At 69.8% G+C, this 16,602-nt stretch carries 26 protein-coding genes and 1 pseudogene; 14 read left to right on the forward strand and 13 right to left on the reverse strand.

Annotated elements, in window-relative coordinates; all coding sequences use genetic code 11:
* The first annotated feature begins 1 nt into the window (after window position 1).
* On the forward strand, window positions 2-553 hold the full coding sequence (locus tag K0H76_RS00760) for a hypothetical protein (protein ID WP_258934099.1): 552 nt from the start codon (window positions 2-4) through the stop codon (window positions 551-553).
* 235 nt (window positions 554-788) lie between these two features.
* On the opposite strand, the gene K0H76_RS00765 is transcribed toward K0H76_RS00760, so the two are convergent.
* Entirely contained in the window at window positions 789-1,700 is a 912-nt protein-coding gene (locus tag K0H76_RS00765; protein WP_258934100.1) for a glycosyltransferase, read from the reverse strand.
* A 187-nt stretch (window positions 1,701-1,887) separates the two neighbouring features.
* On the opposite strand from K0H76_RS00765, the gene K0H76_RS00770 reads away from it, so the two are divergent.
* The 9 genes from K0H76_RS00770 to K0H76_RS00810 are packed head-to-tail and all read left to right on the forward strand — an operon-like array spanning window position 1,888 to window position 5,555.
* On the forward strand, window positions 1,888-2,031 hold the full coding sequence (locus K0H76_RS00770) for a hypothetical protein (RefSeq protein WP_258934101.1): 144 nt from the start codon (window positions 1,888-1,890) through the stop codon (window positions 2,029-2,031).
* Window positions 1,977-2,570: an ABC transporter ATP-binding protein gene (locus tag K0H76_RS00775; protein ID WP_258934102.1), complete on the forward strand. Its 594-nt coding sequence runs from the start codon at window positions 1,977-1,979 to the stop codon at window positions 2,568-2,570. The genes K0H76_RS00770 and K0H76_RS00775 overlap by 55 nt, the downstream gene beginning before the upstream one ends.
* A 43-nt stretch (window positions 2,571-2,613) precedes the next feature.
* Window positions 2,614-2,793, forward strand: a complete 180-nt coding sequence (locus K0H76_RS00780) for a hypothetical protein (protein WP_258934103.1) — start codon at window positions 2,614-2,616, stop codon at window positions 2,791-2,793.
* A 49-nt stretch (window positions 2,794-2,842) separates the two neighbouring features.
* Window positions 2,843-2,998, forward strand: a complete 156-nt coding sequence (locus K0H76_RS00785) for a hypothetical protein (RefSeq protein WP_258934104.1) — start codon at window positions 2,843-2,845, stop codon at window positions 2,996-2,998.
* Between the two features lies 1 nt (window position 2,999).
* Complete coding sequence (locus K0H76_RS00790; protein ID WP_258934105.1) at window positions 3,000-3,776, forward strand: ABC transporter permease; 777 nt, start codon at window positions 3,000-3,002, stop codon at window positions 3,774-3,776.
* Window positions 3,777-3,825: 49 nt separating this feature from the next.
* Window positions 3,826-4,059 carry a hypothetical protein gene (locus K0H76_RS00795; RefSeq protein ID WP_258934106.1) on the forward strand — a complete coding sequence of 78 codons (234 nt, stop codon included), beginning with the start codon at window positions 3,826-3,828 and terminating at the stop codon, window positions 4,057-4,059.
* A 59-nt stretch (window positions 4,060-4,118) separates the two neighbouring features.
* Window positions 4,119-4,475, forward strand: a complete 357-nt coding sequence (locus K0H76_RS00800) for a hypothetical protein (protein ID WP_258934107.1) — start codon at window positions 4,119-4,121, stop codon at window positions 4,473-4,475.
* Entirely contained in the window at window positions 4,468-4,662 is a 195-nt protein-coding gene (locus tag K0H76_RS00805; protein ID WP_258934108.1) for a hypothetical protein, read from the forward strand. The genes K0H76_RS00800 and K0H76_RS00805 overlap by 8 nt, the downstream gene beginning before the upstream one ends.
* Entirely contained in the window at window positions 4,659-5,555 is an 897-nt protein-coding gene (locus tag K0H76_RS00810) for a hypothetical protein (RefSeq protein WP_258934109.1), read from the forward strand. Before K0H76_RS00805 ends, K0H76_RS00810 begins: the two co-directional genes overlap by 4 nt.
* An 18-nt stretch (window positions 5,556-5,573) precedes the next feature.
* Here the strand turns inward: K0H76_RS00810 and K0H76_RS00815 are convergent, their stop codons facing one another.
* Together K0H76_RS00815 and K0H76_RS00820 are read right to left on the reverse strand one after the other, a co-directional pair.
* Window positions 5,574-5,843, reverse strand: coding sequence for a hypothetical protein (locus K0H76_RS00815; RefSeq protein WP_258934110.1), 270 nt, complete (start codon window positions 5,841-5,843; stop codon window positions 5,574-5,576).
* A gap of 40 nt (window positions 5,844-5,883) precedes the next feature.
* On the reverse strand, window positions 5,884-6,462 hold the full coding sequence (locus K0H76_RS00820; RefSeq protein ID WP_258934111.1) for a glycoside hydrolase family 16 protein: 579 nt from the start codon (window positions 6,460-6,462) through the stop codon (window positions 5,884-5,886).
* Window positions 6,463-6,737: 275 nt separating this feature from the next.
* Between K0H76_RS00820 and K0H76_RS00825 the strand changes: the two genes are divergently transcribed.
* The 3 genes from K0H76_RS00825 to K0H76_RS00835 all read left to right on the forward strand — a co-directional run bounded on the left by K0H76_RS00825 (window position 6,738) and on the right by K0H76_RS00835 (window position 10,145).
* Window positions 6,738-7,085 (forward strand): polysaccharide deacetylase family protein, encoded by a 348-nt coding sequence (locus K0H76_RS00825; protein ID WP_258934112.1) that lies wholly within the window; start codon window positions 6,738-6,740, stop codon window positions 7,083-7,085.
* Window positions 7,086-7,275: 190 nt separating this feature from the next.
* Entirely contained in the window at window positions 7,276-7,398 is a 123-nt protein-coding gene (locus K0H76_RS00830) for a hypothetical protein (protein ID WP_258934113.1), read from the forward strand.
* On the forward strand, window positions 7,395-10,145 hold the full coding sequence (locus K0H76_RS00835; RefSeq protein ID WP_258934114.1) for a glycosyltransferase: 2,751 nt from the start codon (window positions 7,395-7,397) through the stop codon (window positions 10,143-10,145). Before K0H76_RS00830 ends, K0H76_RS00835 begins: the two co-directional genes overlap by 4 nt.
* Here the strand turns inward: K0H76_RS00835 and K0H76_RS00840 are convergent.
* From K0H76_RS00840 to K0H76_RS00865, 6 genes and pseudogenes are all read right to left on the reverse strand, one after another.
* A complete protein-coding gene (locus K0H76_RS00840) occupies window positions 10,095-10,382 on the reverse strand; it encodes a hypothetical protein (protein WP_258934115.1) in 288 nt (95 codons plus the stop codon). The genes K0H76_RS00835 and K0H76_RS00840 overlap by 51 nt on opposite strands.
* Before the next feature lie 75 nt (window positions 10,383-10,457).
* Window positions 10,458-11,072 carry a hypothetical protein gene (locus K0H76_RS00845; protein WP_258934116.1) on the reverse strand — a complete coding sequence of 205 codons (615 nt, stop codon included), beginning with the start codon at window positions 11,070-11,072 and terminating at the stop codon, window positions 10,458-10,460.
* On the reverse strand, window positions 10,997-11,266 hold the full coding sequence (locus K0H76_RS00850) for a hypothetical protein (RefSeq protein ID WP_258934117.1): 270 nt from the start codon (window positions 11,264-11,266) through the stop codon (window positions 10,997-10,999). The genes K0H76_RS00845 and K0H76_RS00850 overlap by 76 nt, the downstream gene beginning before the upstream one ends.
* Before the next feature lie 58 nt (window positions 11,267-11,324).
* Window positions 11,325-11,684 (reverse strand): annotated as a pseudogene (locus tag K0H76_RS00855) (GNAT family N-acetyltransferase); the annotation flags it as partial.
* 46 nt (window positions 11,685-11,730) lie between these two features.
* Window positions 11,731-12,072: a hypothetical protein gene (locus K0H76_RS00860; protein ID WP_258934118.1), complete on the reverse strand. Its 342-nt coding sequence runs from the start codon at window positions 12,070-12,072 to the stop codon at window positions 11,731-11,733.
* 38 nt (window positions 12,073-12,110) lie between these two features.
* On the reverse strand, window positions 12,111-12,407 hold the full coding sequence (locus tag K0H76_RS00865; protein ID WP_258934119.1) for a hypothetical protein: 297 nt from the start codon (window positions 12,405-12,407) through the stop codon (window positions 12,111-12,113).
* A gap of 648 nt (window positions 12,408-13,055) precedes the next feature.
* On the opposite strand from K0H76_RS00865, the gene K0H76_RS00870 reads away from it, so the two are divergent.
* Window positions 13,056-13,706 carry a GNAT family N-acetyltransferase gene (locus tag K0H76_RS00870; RefSeq protein ID WP_258934120.1) on the forward strand — a complete coding sequence of 217 codons (651 nt, stop codon included), beginning with the start codon at window positions 13,056-13,058 and terminating at the stop codon, window positions 13,704-13,706.
* Here the strand turns inward: K0H76_RS00870 and K0H76_RS00875 are convergent.
* From K0H76_RS00875 to K0H76_RS00890, 4 genes are all read right to left on the reverse strand, one after another.
* Complete coding sequence (locus K0H76_RS00875; RefSeq protein ID WP_258934121.1) at window positions 13,661-14,839, reverse strand: hypothetical protein; 1,179 nt, start codon at window positions 14,837-14,839, stop codon at window positions 13,661-13,663. The two genes, K0H76_RS00870 and K0H76_RS00875, sit on opposite strands and share 46 nt — an antisense overlap.
* Window positions 14,840-14,867: 28 nt before the next feature.
* Entirely contained in the window at window positions 14,868-15,242 is a 375-nt protein-coding gene (locus K0H76_RS00880) for a hypothetical protein (RefSeq protein ID WP_258934122.1), read from the reverse strand.
* Window positions 15,243-15,318: 76 nt separating this feature from the next.
* On the reverse strand, window positions 15,319-16,353 hold the full coding sequence (locus K0H76_RS00885; protein ID WP_258934123.1) for a hypothetical protein: 1,035 nt from the start codon (window positions 16,351-16,353) through the stop codon (window positions 15,319-15,321).
* Entirely contained in the window at window positions 16,332-16,577 is a 246-nt protein-coding gene (locus K0H76_RS00890) for a hypothetical protein (protein ID WP_258934124.1), read from the reverse strand. Before K0H76_RS00890 ends, K0H76_RS00885 begins: the two co-directional genes overlap by 22 nt.
* Window positions 16,578-16,602 lie beyond the last annotated feature (25 nt).

The raw sequence follows: 16,602 nt of genomic DNA on the forward strand, positions 1-16,602 counted from the left end.
GATGGACGACCCTCTGCTGTGGGTCAACGATCCGGGCTGGGCCCACCTTGCCGACTCTGCCGGATGGCCGGTCCTCTACGACATCACCGACGACTGGACCGCCGCCGATCGCCCCGCCCGCGAGCACGCACGGATCCTGGCCAATGAGCGCCTCCTGCTGCAGATCGCCCGCAGCGTCGTCGTGTGCTCCTCAGCCCTGGCGCGCAGCCGGGACCGACTGCGCACGGTGGAGCTGATCCCCAACGCGGTGGACACCCAGCGCTACGTGCAGCCCCAGCCCCGACCCGAAGATCTGGGGCCAGGGAGGACCGCCCTCTACGTGGGCACCCTTCACGAGGACAGGCTGGACGTGCAGCTGTGCCGCCGCCTCGGCGAACAGCTCGATGGGCAGGGCGCCTCCCTGGTCCTGCTCGGGCCCAACGCGCTGAGCCGGGAGAACACCGAGCTCCTGCAGCGCAGCCGCGGGGTGCGCATCCTGGGCTCGAGGGCGCACGATCAGATGCTTAAGCGTACATGCGGCACGCCGATGCGCTCGTCGTGCCGCACACGGTGAGCAGCTTCACCGACAGCCTGGACCCGCTGAAGCTCTACGAGTACCAGGCGGCGGGACGGCCGATCGCCGCGACCCCGGTCTCAGGCTTCAGGGAGCTGCACGGCCTGCCGGGCGTCGCGATAGCGTCCGCTGAGACCTTCGCTGAGGCCGCCGCTGAGCTGCTCGCACGCCCTCCGGAGCGGATCGGCCCCTTCGAGCCCCGACTGGAGCGACCGGGTGACGGCGATGGCAGGCGTCATCCGCGCCGCCGCAGCCTCCTGATCAGCTGTCTCGCCGCGCCGTCGACCAGCCCTGAGGGAGCGGTGCGCGCCGCCCATCCCAGCTCGCCCGCAGCACTCACAGGGCCCTCCTGGGACCATCGGCGTCTGGCAGCCCGCGCTGCGCCCCACCAGGCGAATCGTCGGTTCTTCTGGAGGCTCTCCCGCAGAGCGGCTGCGAGCTCGTCGCGGCCCGCGTCCTCAGCGAGGCCCAGGTGCAGCTGAAGAACCCGGTCGATGCTTACCACCAGCTCACGGTGCCGACCCGTGGTGTTCGACGCGTGCGCACGGTAGTCCACCAGGGCCTCCGGCACGCAGACGAATCGGCCGAGCTGTGCCAGCCTGAGGATCAGGTCCAGGTCCTCGGCCATGCGCATCCCCGCATGGAACCCGCCCGCAGCGATCAGCGCCGACCTGCGCACCATCAGGTTCGGCAGGATGATGCCGACGCTGCGCCGGGCGATGCTCAGCGCATCGGGGACCTGCCGCTGATCCGCATCCGCCACCACCTGGCCGTGCTCATCGATGCTGCGCATTCCGCAGTACGAGGCAGCCGCCTCGGGATGGGAGGCCAGGACTTCGGCCTGCCGCTCGAGCCGCTCAGGCGCCCAGCGATCATCGTCGTCGAGGAAGACCAGCAGATCCCCGTGCGCCGCGGCGCGCCACGTTGCGCGCAGCGCTGACTCCCGCCGCCCGACGGTGGATGACCCGTGCCCCGGAACCGCAGCCGCAGCCCGGTCGATCGCCGCGGGGTCCTCGGCCCCGTCGTCCACCACGATGACCTCCAGCGGCTGTCGCGTCTGGAGGGCGACCGAGCCGAGGGCTTCGTCGAAGAACGGTCCGGAGCGGTTGGTGGCGACCACCACGCTCACCGACGGCTCCACGCTCATGCGCCATATTCTAAGCGGAACGCTCTCACCTCTCGTTTTAGTGGGCGTAAGGGGATATGTTAAAGACAATCCGCGTTTAGAGGGGACAGAATGTGGCATCAGCTCCAGCAGTAAGTGTGTCCGGCCTGGGCAAAACCTATAGGTTGGGGGCCGCCACGAGCGCCCCTCCACAGCTGCGCAGGCCGCGGTGCAGTGGCTGCGCTCCACCGGCATCGCCAAGTACACGCTCTTCGACGCCCTCAAAGATGTGTCCTTCGACATCCCTCAGGGGAGGCGGTGGGCATCGTGGGCCGCAACGGCGCCGGGAAGTCGACCCTGCTCAAGCTCCTGACCCGAGTCACCGCTCCCACACAGGGCCGCATCGAGCTGCACGGCCGGGTGGGCTCGCTCCTGGAGGTCGGCACCGGCTTCCACCCGGAGCTCACCGGCAAGGAGAACATCTACCTCAACGGCTCGATCCTCGGGATGAGCCGCCGGGAGATCAAAAAGCGGTACGACGAGATTGTCGAGTTCTCCGGCATCGAGAGATTCCTTGCCACCCCCGTCAAACGCTATTCATCCGGAATGCAGGTACGCCTGGCCTTCTCCGTCGCAGCCCATCTGGACACGGAGATCCTCGCCATCGACGAGGTCCTGGCCGTCGGCGACGCCGAATTCCAGAGACGATCCATCGCCAAGATGCGTGAGGCGGCCATGCCGCAGGAGAACCGTGCTCTACGTGAGCCACCAGCTGCAGACCGTGCAGTCCCTGTGCAGCTCCGCGATGCTGCTGGACCGCGGCACGCTCACCTACTCCGGCACCGTCGAAGGGACTCTGGCCGCGTACCGCGACAGCTTCGAGAGCTTCGCCCTGGCCCAGCGCGACGCTGACCAGCGCCCCGGCACGGGCGCCCTGCGCCTGAGCAGCGTGTCGATGGAGGACGAGTTCCTGAAGTCCGGCGAGGACATCAGCGTCCGGTTCAGCGCACCCTCGGCGGAGCACCTCGTCGGCAGCTACTTCGTCTCAGCGCACATCAACAACGACCAGGGCGTGATCGTCGCCCAGTGCGATTCGCGCCTGCTGGGCGCATGGTTCGACCCGAACTCCCCATGAGGGGCAGCTGACCGTCAAGGACCTGTGGCTCAAGCCCGGGCAGTACACCGTGGATCTCTTCGTATGCCAGGCGGGCATCCTCGACGCCTGGGAGGGCGCCTGGCGCTTCGAGATCCTCCCCGACCTTCCCTACCCGGAGTTCACCGAGTCCTCCGGCACGGAGAAGGGCCTCGTCTTCGTCAACTTCGACTACCAGGTGGACTGATATGGCCGACACGGAGCACACCATCATCAACCCTCCCGGGCGGCTCAACATGCCGCCCTGGAGGGAAATATGGCGCGCCCGCGAAGTCGCCGTCCGGCTCGCCCAGCGGGACATCATCGTCCGCTACCGGCAGACGATCTTCGGGGTCACCTGGGTGCTGCTGCAGCCGCTCGTCACCGCCGGAGTGTTCACGATCGTCTTCGGCGTCATCGCCTACCTGGAGTCCGACGGCATCCCGACCTTCATCTTCACCCTGTCCGCCATGCTGGCGTGGAACCTGTTCAACGGGGCCGTCGGACAGGCCTCAGCCTCCATGGTCGCCAACCAGTCCCTGGTGCAGAAGGTGTTCTTCCCGCGGATTCTGGTGCTAGCCTCCAGCCTGGCATCGATCGTGGTGGACTTCCTGGTGGGGTTCGCGCTGCTGATCGTCCTGCTCTTCGTCTTCGGCATCGTTCCCGGGTGGGGCCTGCTCATGCTGCCGGTGTGGGTCGTTCTGATCCTCATGTTCGGGCTGGGCCTGGGCCTGATGGCGGCCGCCTACATGGTCAAGTATCGGGACGTGGGCTACGTGCTTCCCTGGGTGCTCCAGGTGCTGATGTACGCCAGCCCCTGGCCTACTCCGTCTCGGCGGTCCCGGAGAGCGTGCGCTGGCTGTTCGAGGCCAACCCGATCACATGGTTCCTCGAAGCGTTCCGGTGGTCCACCCTGGGCGCGGACGTTCCGCCCACCTGGCAGATGGTCGCCCTGGGCGCAGCTGCGCCGCTGGTTCTGTTCATAGGCATGCTCGTCTTCCAGAAGAACGAGCGGGAATTCGCGGACTTCATCTGATGCGCCTCACCGCTTATGTCCTGGCGGCCGATCCGAACTACCTCGCCTCGAGCGTCAGGGCCTACTACCCCTTCGTGGAGCGGATCATCGTCTCCTATGACCGGAGCTCCACGTCCTGGACGGGCACCGCCCTGCCGGTGCAGGAGTGTCTGGACATCCTCAGCGCCCTCGACTCCGAGGGCAAGTGCGTCCTCACGCCCGGAGACTTCGCCCGGCTGGACCATGACCCCTGAGCAATGACACGTTCCAGCGCCAGCACGCCCTGGACGCCGCCTCCGAGGACGCCGACTGGGTGGTGCAGCTGGACACCGACGAGGTCATGCTCAGCCTTGAGACGTTCTTCGCCTGCCTCGAGCGCGCCGAGGAGGCGGGCGCCTCCGCCCTGGACTACCCCTCCCGGTGGCTCTACTCCAGAACGGCAGGCGGGCAGTACCTCGAGGCGAGCACCCGCTTCGGTAAGCCGCGGGCCGACTACCCGGGCCCCTGGCAGTCCGGGCAGGCACCCAGCTCGTGCAGGCTCGGCAGACGCCCGTGCCCCTCTACCGCGTCGATCTTCGTCCGTGGAACACCGACCCGGCCCACAACCACGCTGCCACGGTCCACGAGGTCATCCCGCCCGACGCGGCCGTGCTGCACTTCTCGTGGGTGAGGGACCACGACACCATCAGGCGGAAGTTCGGCTGGTCGGGCCACGCCGAGGACTACTCAAGCCGGAGATCTACCGCCTCTGGGCGGCCCGCCAGCGCCGTCCGCGGCTGACCGCGCTGAGCTCGCCGCTGCGCCGCCGCGCCTGGTACCGGCTCGCGGCGATTCCCGACCGGGGCATCGCACCGTGAGCGGCCCCGACTCGACGGCCGTCAGCGTCATCGTCACCGGGGCCCACCGCAGCGAGGAGCTGGCAGCCTGCCTCGATCACCTCGGCCGCCTGGACCGCGCACCGCATGAGGTGCTGGTCATCGGCAGAGACGCCGAGGATCAGCAGCAGGCCGTCGAGGCGTGCAACGGGGATGTCGTCGCGCTCATCGACAGCACCTCGCGCCCCGCCCCCACGTGGCTCGACGAGCTGACGGCACCCTATGAGGACCCTGATGTGGCCGGGGTCGGCGGTCGGATCATCAGCGGCGACGGCAGCGCGGCCGAGGGACGCCTGAGCGAGATAGGCCGCCTGCTCCCCAACGGGAGCATCACCATGGGATTCGGCCTCGACCCGGGTAAGCCGGTGCTCACGGATCATCTGCCGCACGGCAACGCGTCATTCCGGCGCGCAGATCTTCGCAGGGCCGCGAGGCTGCTCGGACCTCAGGCCCTCTCCGAGCACAGGAGCACCACCCTCATCTCGCTGACCCTCAGAGCCGCAGGATCACGCCTGGTCTTCCAGCCGTCCGCATGCGTCGCCGCGCCCAGCACCGAGTTCCCGCCGGGCCAGAATCCCTTCAGCTACAGGGACCGCTACCTGCACAACCGCGACCTGGTGGTCATGCTGATCGAAGCGTTCGGCTGGCGGAGTCCCTACGCGGCACGGTTCGCCCGCACCATGCTGCGCCGCCAGCAGGAGCACGTGCGCCGCTTCGCCCGCACCGCAGTGCCGCGCGGCGCTGACGAGCCGGGCGCAGGCCCAGCGTCATCGGCGGACTCCTGGAAGGCGCTGCTGTGGATCCCCACTGACATGGGCGGCGTCGCTGCGGGCTTCGCCCACGCCGCACGCCGCAGCATGCCCGGCAGGCGCTGAAGCCTCCTCAGCCGCGCGTCACCTCGGAGTCGTACACCCGGACATAGTCGACGAGCATCTCCGCAGGCAGGTGCGAATCATCGGCCGGGGCCCCGGCCCACCCGCCGACCGCCAGGTTGAGGGTGATCGAATAGGGCCGGTCGAAGGGCCACTGCTCCTCGGGGCCAGCTCGGAGCGTTCCACGCTGAAGGTCTCCTCATCATCTGCGAAGAAGACGATGCGTTCGGCATCCCACTCCACGGCATAGACCACCCACCTGTCGCCCCACGGCTCCTCCGATTCCAGCACACTGGTCCGCAGCCACCGCTCATGGCGTCATCGGCGGCGATCACCGAGTTGTGCAGCTCCGAGGCGTCCCCGAGGAGCTCGACGATGTCGATCTCCCCACCTCGGGCCAGCTCTCATCGCCCAGGGAGTCTCCGAACAGCCAGAACGCAAGCCACAGCCCTGAACCGGCGGGGGCGAGGATGCGCGCCTCCACCCGCCCGTACTGGAAGCGCGCCGTGCTCTCCACGCGCCCCGAGGTGTACTCCCCGGAGAAGCCGCGGGGATCCGTGTACGGGTCCGCCCGCGCAGTCAGGCGCAGCGAGCCCTCGCCGTCCTGGCGGACGTTCTCCGGTAAGCCGGTGTAGACCTGCAGCTCCTCATTGCCGTAGCCGTCGCCCCGGTCGGAGACGGTCCATTCGGCGTCGTCGAGCGGTTCGCCGCTTTCGCCGTCGAACTCGGCGGACCACACAGGCTCAGGCCCCTGCTCGGCCTCCGGCTCCGGCGAGTCGACGGGCATGTCCTCCTCCTCGGCGGAACCCTCCGGCGGGTCGCCGTCCTCCCCGCCTCCTCCGCCCGAGGCGCAGCCCGGGAGGGCAAGGGCCACGAGCAGCGCCGCGAAGATCACCCGCCTCGTCCGCACTGCGCCTCCTCCTCAGGACGCAGAGAGCCTCCGACGTCCGCGTTGCCCCGGCGATCCGCCCGGCTGAGTGTTTGGGCTATCATACAACTGTCACTTCGGCCAAAAGCCTCTGCAGAGACGTGGGGTCAGCACTGTGGGCAGAAGCAAAGCAGGCGTCCTCGTCAGACGAGGCAGCATCGAGGGCCACACGCGCCCGCCGGGCGGCGAATTCGCTCAGCGAGCGCTCCTCCCGGTAGCTCACACCCCTGATCTCCCGATTCCTCGGCATCCACTGCGTGGACACCGCCGACCGCGCCGTCGCCCTCACCTATGACGACGGGCCGCACCCGGAGCACACTCCCCGGATCCTCGACGTGCTGGCCGATCATCAGGCGAGCGCCACGTTCTTCGTCCTCACCCCAGCGGCGCGCGCCCATCCCGGCATCCTGCGCCGCATGCTGGACGAGGGCCATCGCATCGGGCTGCACGGCGCCGATCATCGGTCCCTGCTGACCATGAGCACCCGCGCCGCCGTCCGTGCCGTCGCGAAGGCCAAGGATGAGCTGGAGCAGCTGGCGGGCGCACCTGTGACGCTCTACCGGCCGCCGTACGGGCACCACACCCCAGCCAGGCCTGGGCGCTGAGGCGGCTCGGCCTCGAGCTGGTCCTGTGGTCCGGCGACGGCATGGACTGGGTGGACCAGTAAGCCGCTGAGGTCGTCGAGCGCGTCGCCGCCTCCGCGTTCCCCGGCGGCATCCTGCTGATGCACGACGACCGAGCCGACCCGGAGACTCTGCAGCCCGGGAATCGCTCCCCGCGTTCGACAGGGCCCTGGTGGCCGACCATCTGCTGCGGCGCCTGGCTGCTGAGCGCCTGGCGATCGCGCCTCTGGAGGAGCTGCTTGCCCGGGCGCCGCATGTCTTCAGCGGCTCGCGCGAGAGGATGCGCCGACGATGACGCCGAGCATCAGTGTGGTCATCGCGGCCTACAACGCCCAGGAGACGCTCGCCGCGGAGCTCGACGCCCTGGGGCGCCAGACCTTCGACGGGGAGTGGGAGGTGCTGGTGTGCGACAACGGCTCCACCGACGGCACTGCCGCCCTTGCCGCCTCATACGCCGGCACCCTTCCGCGCCTGCGGGTCATCGACGCCTCCGCGGTGCAAGGGCCCGGTGCCGCACGCAATGCCGGCGCCCGCGCCGCCGAGTCTCCCTGCTCGCGTTCTGCGACGCCGACGACGTGGTCGCAGACGACTGGCTGGCCGTCATGCACGCAGCCCTCACCCGGGCGGCCTTCGTCACCGGGCGTGCCCGCCGCCTCGAGTTCAATGCGCGTCCGGGCGAGGAGCGCTACTTCAGCTGGGGCATCTACTGGGTGCCGTTCTTCCCCATCTGCCCGCCGTAAGCGCGGCAACATGGGCGTGCATCGTCAGGCGTTCCTGGACGCGGGAGGGTTCGATGAGAGCATGCGGACAGGCGAGGACCTGGACCTCTGCTGGCGCCTGCAGCTGGCAGGCCACACGCTCGTGGAGAAGCCTGCGGCCGTCGTCACCGTGAGCAACCGAGAGGGCCTGCGGGCGAGCATCGCCCAGACCTACGCCTACGGGGTGGGGGACGCGCGCCTCAAGCACAAATATGCCCAGGTGGAGGCCGCCTTCAGAGCCGCCCCGCAGCCTCCCGCCCCCACGCCCGCCGCCGAGGACGAGCCGCTTACCCGATCCCGCGCCGCAGCCGCCCTCGCCGCCGCGCCGAAGCTCCTGCGCAAGGTGATCGCACTGCGCAGACCCTCAGACCTCACCGACGTCGCTCGGCGGATCTCGGCGCAGGCCGGATACCGCTTCGGGCGCATCGACCGCTCCGCGCCGCAGGTCCCCGCCGGAGACCCTGCCCGGCACAGGCGCGCTGTGATCCACGGAGAGCCAGGCATCAGCGTCATCATGCCGGCCTTCAATGCCGCATCGACGATTGAGGTGCAGCTGGACGCGCTCGCGGCTCAGCGCGACGCCCCGGAGTGGGAGCTGATCGTCGCCGACAACGGCTCCACCGATGGCACAGCCGAGACGGCCCGTGGGTGGGACAGCCGCATCCATGGGCTGCGCGTCATCGACGCCTCCGCTCGCCGGGGACCGGGGCCGCACGGAATATCGGCGTCCAGCAGGCGCGCGGCGGGATACTGCTCTTCTGCGACGCCGACGATGCGGCGGAGCCCCACTGGATCGCAGGCCTGGCGGAGGCCTTGGGCACAGCTGACGCCGCCATGGCGCGCCGGGGCTACGCGCAGCTCAACGCCAGCCCCTTCGGCCCGTCCGACTGGCCCGCACCTCTGTTCTCCAAGCCTCCCTGGAGGACCTGGCGGCGGCGCCCTCCCACAGCCTCGCCGTGCGCCGCTCCGCCTTCGACGCCGTAGGCGCTTCGAGGAGCGGCTGCGGGCCGCCGAGGACATCGACCTGTGCTGGCGGCTGCAGCTCGCAGGCTTCTCCTTCTCCGCAGCGCCACGGGCGGTGATGCAGATCCGCCGCCGCACCGGTCTCAGGGCGGGCTTCAAGCAGGCGTGGACCTACGGCCGGGGCGATCGGGTGCTCGAGCGCCGGTTCGGTCCGATCGCTCAGAGGCGACGAGCAGCTTCTGACCAGCCCCCTGCCCCGCCCGACCCGCCGGCAGAAGGGTCGTCCGAGGTCTCGGCTCGCCGCCTCCGCCTTCCCGACCTGGAGTTCCACGCGCACCGCATCGGGCACCGGATGGGGCGCGCCCTGGGCAGGGACGAGGTCCCGCCCTCGATGCCCAGGAGGTCAGGTGAGCGTCGACCGTCCGCCCGCGCTGTCGGTGATCATCGCGGCCTACAACGCAGAGGCGACTCTGGCTGCGCAGCTGCACGCTCTGCGCCGGGAGCGTTCAGCGCGCCCCTTCGAGATCCTGGTCTGCGACAACGGCTCGACGGACGGGACCGCGCAGCTCGTGCGAGGCATGGCCTCGGGTGCGGCGAGCATCCGGCTGATCGATGCGTCGGCGCGACGAGGTCCGGCTGCGGCGAGGAACATCGGCGCGGAGGCTGCGCTGGGCGAGGTGCTGCTGTTCTGCGACGCCGACGATGTGATCGCCCCCGGCTGGGTCGAGACGATGGGCGACGCTGCCGCGGAGGCGGACCTGGTGGCCGGGCGGCTGGAGGGCCGGGCGCTGAATCGCGGGAGGCGCACGTCCGTCTCGTGGGAGGTGAGCTCGGAGATCACCGTGGCGTACTGGCCCCGGTATCCCGCCGGCGCCACGTCGAACCTGGCGGTGCGGGCGAGCGCCTTCCGGGCGGTGGGGGCTTCGACGAGCATCTCGGCACCGGGGAGGACGTCGATCTCTGCTGGCGCATTCAGCGTGCGGGCTTCTCCTTTGCGCGCGCACCGCAGGCCGTCGTGCACTCGCGGCAGCGGGAAGGGCTGCGGGCCGTGTTCCGACAGGCGTATTCCTACGCCGCTGGGCACCGGGCTCTCCGCATCAAGTACGCCCGGCTCATCGACGCCCAGCCTTCGCCTGCTGCGCCGCCCACCGGCGCCGAGGACGATGCTCCCGCTCTGCCCGTGGAGCGCCTCATCCAGCGGCTGCGCCGCGCCGCGCTGAGCAGGGCCGGGCAGGCCAACCTCGCGTGGCGGGTCGGTGAGCTGCTCGGCTCACGCTTCGGCCGCGTCCACCCCGACGTCGGACCTCTCGCGCCGCACTGACCGGCCGCCGCGCATCCTGTCGCGCACTGTGCGTGCCAGCGGGAGCCCCCGCACGACGGCGCGCCCCTTCGCGGTGGTTCCGATGAGCAGATCGATGTGCTCCCGCCGCTCGGGATAGAGCTTGGTGCTCGCCGCATACGACGGGTCGAACGCAGGATCGAAGTGGCTGACTCCGGTGACCCGCGTGATGTAGGCCCATTCGGCCAGGCGGCCTACAGCGCCCGGGCTGGAGCGCACATACTCCTCGTTGTATGCGTCGATGAACCCGAAGGCGGCACCGCCGGAGAGGAGGTCAGGGCCATGAAGATGACCTCATCGTTTAGCGAGCGCCGAAGGCGCCAGCAGTGCGTCGTCCTCAAGGAATCCTGCCAGCACCTCTCTGCACCAGCGCTCATGGTGGGGGTCCAGGCGGAATGCGCCGCCGCCCTGGGCGGGGTCGCCCTTCCATCCGGCGGCCTGGAAGTCGAGGAACTCCTCGACGAGGTCCTGATCCTCGCTCCGGTCGACGATCGTCAGGGGCGCACCGGCCTGCTTCTCGATGGCGCGGACGCGACGCCGGAACTCCTTGCGCGCCTTCGAGCTCATGTGTCCGACGTCGATGACCCCGTCCGCGGGCTCCTCCTGCCGCGCCTCGGCGTAGGCGCACTCCAGGCGCACCCGCTCAAGGGCCGAGAACCCTCCGGCCCGAACAGCCTCGGCCACGGCCTCGGCGACCGGCCCGTGGGCAGGAAGGTGGCGCATCAGCACCAGCCCGGCCTCGCGTGCGCCTCGGATTCCTTCGAGCAGCGCCTGGACGGTCTGCGCGGGCTCTTCGGCGGAGAGCAGCGGGTGGTGGCGGTCTGCGTGGGTGGTCATGAAGCGGCCGCCGGTTGAGGAGACGCGCACGGGCCAGCGGCCCTCCAGCAGGCCGGTCGTGAACTGCAGCACTCCCTCAGCTCGCCGCTGCGCTCCGCGAACACCACACGAATGTCGTCCGCATCCGGCCTGCTGCTTAAGTGGCAGGAGGAACCGGGGTCCAGGTAGGCGTTGGGCTCCAGCGCGTTCTCGGCGAGGTCCTTCCAGCGGGCGGCGTCCTGCTCTCCGACTTCGCCCAGCGGCACGATCCGCGTTCGCCATGTCATGGGGCGCTCCTGCGCAGCCGCGCGCGTGCGCGTCTGAGCGCCGGATACGCGCCGACTGTCATCCGCGCGCGGAGGGAGGGCCCGGCGACGAGCAGCTCGGCGTATTCGCGGTGGGAGGGGAACACGGCGTAAGCCTGCACGTAGGTGGGCTCCATCCCAGGTCGAACGGCGGCGCCCCAGGCTCACGCATGAGGGCGCCGATGAGGGCCAGGCGGCCGACGAATCCCGGTGAGAAGCTCTCGAAGTCCTCGCTGTAGACGTCGTGGAAGCCGAACGAATGGCCCCCTGAGATCAGGGTGAAGGCGATGTAGACGGTGCGCTCACCGGCGGTGACGTGCCAAGCACGCAGCCTGCCGTCGGCCTGGAATGCCTCAAGCACGCTGCGGAACCACGGTTCGCGTCCTCTGCGGCGAAACTGGGGCCCCGCCTTGGATGCGTCACCCTTCCATCCGGCCGCTTGGAGCTCAAGAACTCTTCGAGCAGCTCATCGGAGGCCTCGGCCTCCCTGATGCGAAGAGAGCCCCGGCGGCCGCTTCGAGGCGCTCCATGCTCCTGCGCGCATTGCGCCGGGTCCGTTGCTCAGGTGCGGCATCGGGTAGGACAGCGGTGGCACCCTCCTCGTCCCACACTGACCCCTGCGGATCGATGTCCGTGCGACGGGCGAGGGCGCGACGATCCCGGCCCCGCTCCTCCACTCGCACCGTGCCCTCCTGGCGGAGTGCGTCCAAGGCCGCGAACAGGGGCCGTCCAGGGAAGGCCGTCAGGCTCAGGAGGTCGCCGAACCCTTCGTCCCGCATGCCCAGCATCAGGGACCGGAGAGCCTCTGCGGGCTCCTCCGGTGCGATCAGGGGTGATACTTCGAGGCGTGGTCGAACATGAATTCGCCGCTGGTGGTCGCGTGCCGCAGCGGCGCCCCGGAGAGGGTCCGCGCCATGGTGAAGGGAAGCACCAGAGCGAAGTCATCTTCGGTCTCCACGATCCCCAGCCGGACCTTCTCGGCGGCGAGGCCGCTGCCCAGCGAGGTGTGAAGGAATCGCGGATCCGCGTTGGGGTTGGGGTCTGCGGCACGATCAGCCAGACGCTGCCACCGCAGACGATCGTCGGGCGATACGTCTGTGAGCGATACGGTTCTGAATTTCACCGGTCCTCCTGCACTCGCTCGAAGCCGAATGACCAGCGAGCGCTGGAACATCATCAGACTACTGACCGCCGCACAGGTTTACCAGTACTCTTATCAGCGTCTGCACAGCTTTGAACTCAGCGCGAGCAGGAGCACCCGCATGAACACCACCCGTCGAGGAAGGGCCGTACGCATGCGGCTGACTGACGCGGCCCTGACCGAGGTCACGCCGGACGCGGCCGCAGGATGGCGCGTCCTCGCCGACGCCGCGAGTGAGCCCAACGCCTTCGCCGACCCCCGGTTCCTTCTGCCCTCAGCCGCTGCGCACCCCCATGCACGCGAGGGGCGCGTCATGCTCGTCGACGACGGCGAGGCCACAGTGGGCGCCCTGTCCTACGCACGGCGGGAGCGGAAGGTCGGCAGGCTCACCCTGCGGACGGTCTCCACCTCAGAGTCCTTCAGCGCCTTCGAGGGCGAGCGCTTTCACCCGCTGACGGCGCCCGGCCGCGCAGAGGAGGTCTTCATCTCGCTCATCGAGGGGCACGGGCTCAGCGCGCCCACCTTCTGGAGATCAGTAGCTCCCCTGAACGGTGATCTCCCGGGCGCGCTGATGCGAGCTGCCCGAAGGATGGACGCTCCGGTGCTGCCGGAGGGCGAGCAGGAGTTCGCGTGCGCGGCTCCACGCCCGTCGACGGGGCCGCCGCCGAGGACGGAGAGCTGCTGGCTCTCTCCCACCTCTCGTCCTCATCTCGGAAGAACCTTCGGAGGCTCGCCCGCAAGCTGGAGCGGGACGAGGGTGGGCTCGAGATGGTCGAGGAGAGCGAGGACCCGGAGGCCATCACCCGGTTCCTGCGCCTCCAGAACGCCGGGTGGAAGGGCGACGCGGCCCAGGACGGCAAGAGCTTCGAACGCACCGGGCTCGATGCGTGGTTCCGCGACGTCACCGACAGCTTCCGAGCAGACGGGCGCCTCTCGGTGCTCAGCCTCCGCACCCCAGCCGGACGGTCTTCACCACTGTGGTGCTGCACAGCGGCTTGCGGGGCTTCGGGTTCCACGATGCCTACGATCAGGAGCTCGCCGCCTACAGCCCCGGAGCTCTCGGTAAGCTGGCTGAGCTGCAGGCGCTGCTCGGCTCGGGCCGGGTGGAGATGTTCGATCCGAGCATGGACGACCAGAAGTACCCGCAGGCCTCCCACCTGTATCCGGACCGTATGCGGTGCGGCTCCTTCACCGTGGGGTGCGCGGTCCCGGACCCCACGTCGCCCGGCACCTTCCTATGGCCCGCCGTCTCCGGGACCGGCTCCGGCGCTCTCAGGGTGATTCTGCGGCTCGCCGCGCTGCGCAGCGCCCGCAGCCGCTCCCCGCATTCCGCGCGGCCCGCACCGCAGCGAGCTGCAGCGTGGGCACCGGGCCGGGCGCCGAGAGCAGCAGCCTGAGCTGCTCCCGACGGTCGGGGTAGATCCGGGCAGACTCGGAGTAGCCCCAGAACATGTTCGGATCGAAGGTCTCGACCCCTGCTCCGCGAACCAGTTCAGGCACCCGGTGCGCGCCGCACTGCCGAGCCCATCGGGCGCGCTAAGCCTCATCGTAGGCGTCCTGAAGGCCGCATACGCTGCTGCCTGCGCGAAGGCAGAGCATGATGTAGAGGGACCTGTCTCCGGCGCAGACGTCCAGTGCCAGGAGCTGCCCCGGGATCTGAACTTGTCGGTCACCTCACGGAGCCACTCGGCCCGCCCCGTCACCTGGTAGGCCTCTCCTTCTTGGACGCATCGCCCTTCCACCCGGCGGCCTGCAGGGCGAGGAAATCCTCCACGGCCTGCGGATCCTCGCCTCGATCCCGCAGCGAAAGCTCGCCCCGAACCGCCGCTCCAGAGCCTCTCGCGCCCTCCTGGCCCGGCGACGCGTCGACGCGCTGCGGTGGTGCGGGGTCGTATCGAACGTTCCGGAGCGGTTCGGCTCCGGCGGGGTGCGCATATGCGCCACCGGCCAGGCCGAGCGCCCCTGATGTCCCAGCGGCCCTGCGGCTCCAGGGTCCGGCGCAGCAGGGCCGCGGTGGGGCCCTCAGTAAGCACTGTGACGATGTCGACCAGCCCCGGCAGGCCCAGAGCGGAAAGCCCTTCAAGCCCGGCGAGCAGCGCCCCTGCCGGGTCAGACCCTCCCAGAACGGGAAAGAGCCGCGTCGTCTCATCAGCCAGTGTGAGATCCCACGTCGACAGGACGGGGATGGGAAGCCGCAGGTGCAGGGGCATGATCCTGAACGGCATCACCATCTGCATCTCATCGTCCCGCTCGACGAGGAGCAGCCGCACGGATGCGGCGGTAACCAGTGCGCTAAGCGCTAGGCTGGAGATAGTCCGCGCTGAGATGGGGACGGGCTCCAGGGCGCGGGCGTCGAGCCGTCGCCAGCGCTCGAAGTCATCCGGGGTGAGCTCGCCGAGGGCTGCCGCCCGCACCGAGCAGCCCCTGCGACCGACACCTTCCTCACGTGCGTGCGGGCTCCGTGGGCCAGCGAGTGTCCCAGACCGGGGCGACCGTTGGGTCTTCGAGCATCATGCGGACCCTGTTGCCGCGGGGCGCCTGCGTGTCTGACAGGCGGAACCACCAGTGGGCGAGGGCGACTTGGATGTCCCGAAGCACCCGTCCGAACTCTGACCCGGAGGCCACGTACCCGGTGCCGAAGATGTCGGTGGCGATGTCGCTGATCTCCAGCACGGCCTGCCGCACGGGCATGCCGACTGACTCGATCCAGGCCGTGTCGGCAACGCTGGGGGCTCCGGAGTCGCTGGAGGCGGCGATGCGATCGATGTGCGCCGCGTAGCCGCGCAGTCCGATCACCATCATGTCCAGGGATGCCATGGCCTGCGTCAGTCGGGCGGTGTCGTGGAAGCCGATGGGAGCTCCTTGGCGCTCTTGGCGCGCAGCGCGGTCATCGTCAGGTCGACGAGGTGCTCGGCGGCGCCGACCATGACCCCATGAAGGAGAAGAAGTACGGGCGCCGGTCAGCTCCGACGTTGAAGCTGTGTCGCCGCGGCACCTCGATCGTCTCGGTGAGCCGGTAGGAGGCGCTGCCGGAGGACCGGACGCCGAGGGGGTCCCAGTCGTCGAGCTGACGAACCTTCTCGGGCGGCAGCCACACACCGATGATCTTCTGCTCGCCGGTCTGCTCGCAGATCACCGGCTCGCCGTTGGTGTCCCAGACCATGGCCCCGCCGATCCACCGCTCAGCATGGTATCCGCCGCTGCCGAGCCGCCATGTGGTGCCCTCGTCGAGGCGGTACCGGTCCCCCTCGACCTCCACGGCCCGTGCCAGCGGTTGGCGGAGAACGCGGTGGGCAGGTCGGCGTGGGGTAGATCTCAGCGAACGCCTCATCGGTGAGTAAGTGGCGATGTCTCCGTGGGCGGAGAGCCAGGTGGTGACCCAGGCGGTGCCCACATCGACGCGGGCGAGCTGGGTGATGGCTTCGAGGCGCTCGGCGAAGGAGGCGCTGAGCCCGCCTCTCTCCTGGGGAAAGCCCCAGCGGAACAGTCCGGCGGAGCGCAGCGCCCTGCCAACGAGCGGCGTGACCCGGCCCATGCGGTCGCCCTCGGGGGCCTCCTGGTGCAGAAGGGGCTTGATCCTCTCCAGGTTCCGCAGCACAGCCTCGCAGGATGCGGGCTCTTCGAGCCCCAGCTCCAGGATGCGCGGATGGTCCGCGGGGGCATCTCCCCGCGGGGTGGGGCCGGATTCGCGGGCGACGGGCCTCGCTGCAGGGGTCTGAGGGGTGGGCTGGGCAGCGGTGGAAGGCTGAGGTGAGGGTGCGGGCGCCCTGCGCCTCCGTCCGAGGATGCTCAGGCCGGGGATGCCGCGGCCGCGCGAACGCTGCCACTTCAGGGCTGCGGCCGCCAGGCCCACCGCGGCGACGAGCGCGATGACCAGCACCGCCGTCACGACGATCAGGATCAGGCTCAGAAGGGTTTCGGTTGACATGGTGCCTCCTTGGGGCAGCGGGGTTCAGGCGGGGTCGGAGTAAGCGCCGGGGCGGGGGCAGGACTGGGGGTGGGGGCGGGCTGGTAGTACGAGGTGTAGCTGCGGTGGGCTTTGCGGCGGGACCTGTTGGCTACGATGCCGACGACGGGCACGCTGCTCAGCTCCAGGCTGTGCAGCATGGCGGTGAGGTCCCGTTTGGCGGTCGTCCGGAGCGAGGCGACCACGACGACGCCGTCGGCCTGCTGGCCG

Origin of the sequence: Nesterenkonia pannonica (genome assembly GCF_019575955.1) — a bacterium.
Lineage (GTDB): Bacteria > Actinomycetota > Actinomycetes > Actinomycetales > Micrococcaceae > Nesterenkonia > Nesterenkonia pannonica.

What these genes read in the sequence shown, in the direction of transcription:
- K0H76_RS00860 (WP_258934118.1), bottom strand. Translation starts at nt 12,072, where the DNA reads ATGCTGGGCATGCGGGACGAAGGGTTCGGCGACCTCCTGAGCCTGACG.
- K0H76_RS00880 (WP_258934122.1), bottom strand. Translation starts at nt 15,242, where the DNA reads ATGGCATCCCTGGACATGATGGTGATCGGACTGCGCGGCTACGCGGCG.
- K0H76_RS00850 (WP_258934117.1), bottom strand. Translation starts at nt 11,266, where the DNA reads ATGACATGGCGAACGCGGATCGTGCCGCTGGGCGAAGTCGGAGAGCAG.
- K0H76_RS00885 (WP_258934123.1), bottom strand. Translation starts at nt 16,353, where the DNA reads ATGTCAACCGAAACCCTTCTGAGCCTGATCCTGATCGTCGTGACGGCG.
- K0H76_RS00760 (WP_258934099.1), top strand. Translation starts at nt 2, where the DNA reads ATGGACGACCCTCTGCTGTGGGTCAACGATCCGGGCTGGGCCCACCTT.
- K0H76_RS00780 (WP_258934103.1), top strand. Translation starts at nt 2,614, where the DNA reads ATGGAGGACGAGTTCCTGAAGTCCGGCGAGGACATCAGCGTCCGGTTC.
- K0H76_RS00790 (WP_258934105.1), top strand. Translation starts at nt 3,000, where the DNA reads ATGGCCGACACGGAGCACACCATCATCAACCCTCCCGGGCGGCTCAAC.
- K0H76_RS00795 (WP_258934106.1), top strand. Translation starts at nt 3,826, where the DNA reads ATGCGCCTCACCGCTTATGTCCTGGCGGCCGATCCGAACTACCTCGCC.
- K0H76_RS00835 (WP_258934114.1), top strand. Translation starts at nt 7,395, where the DNA reads ATGACGCCGAGCATCAGTGTGGTCATCGCGGCCTACAACGCCCAGGAG.
- K0H76_RS00765 (WP_258934100.1), bottom strand. Translation starts at nt 1,700, where the DNA reads ATGAGCGTGGAGCCGTCGGTGAGCGTGGTGGTCGCCACCAACCGCTCC.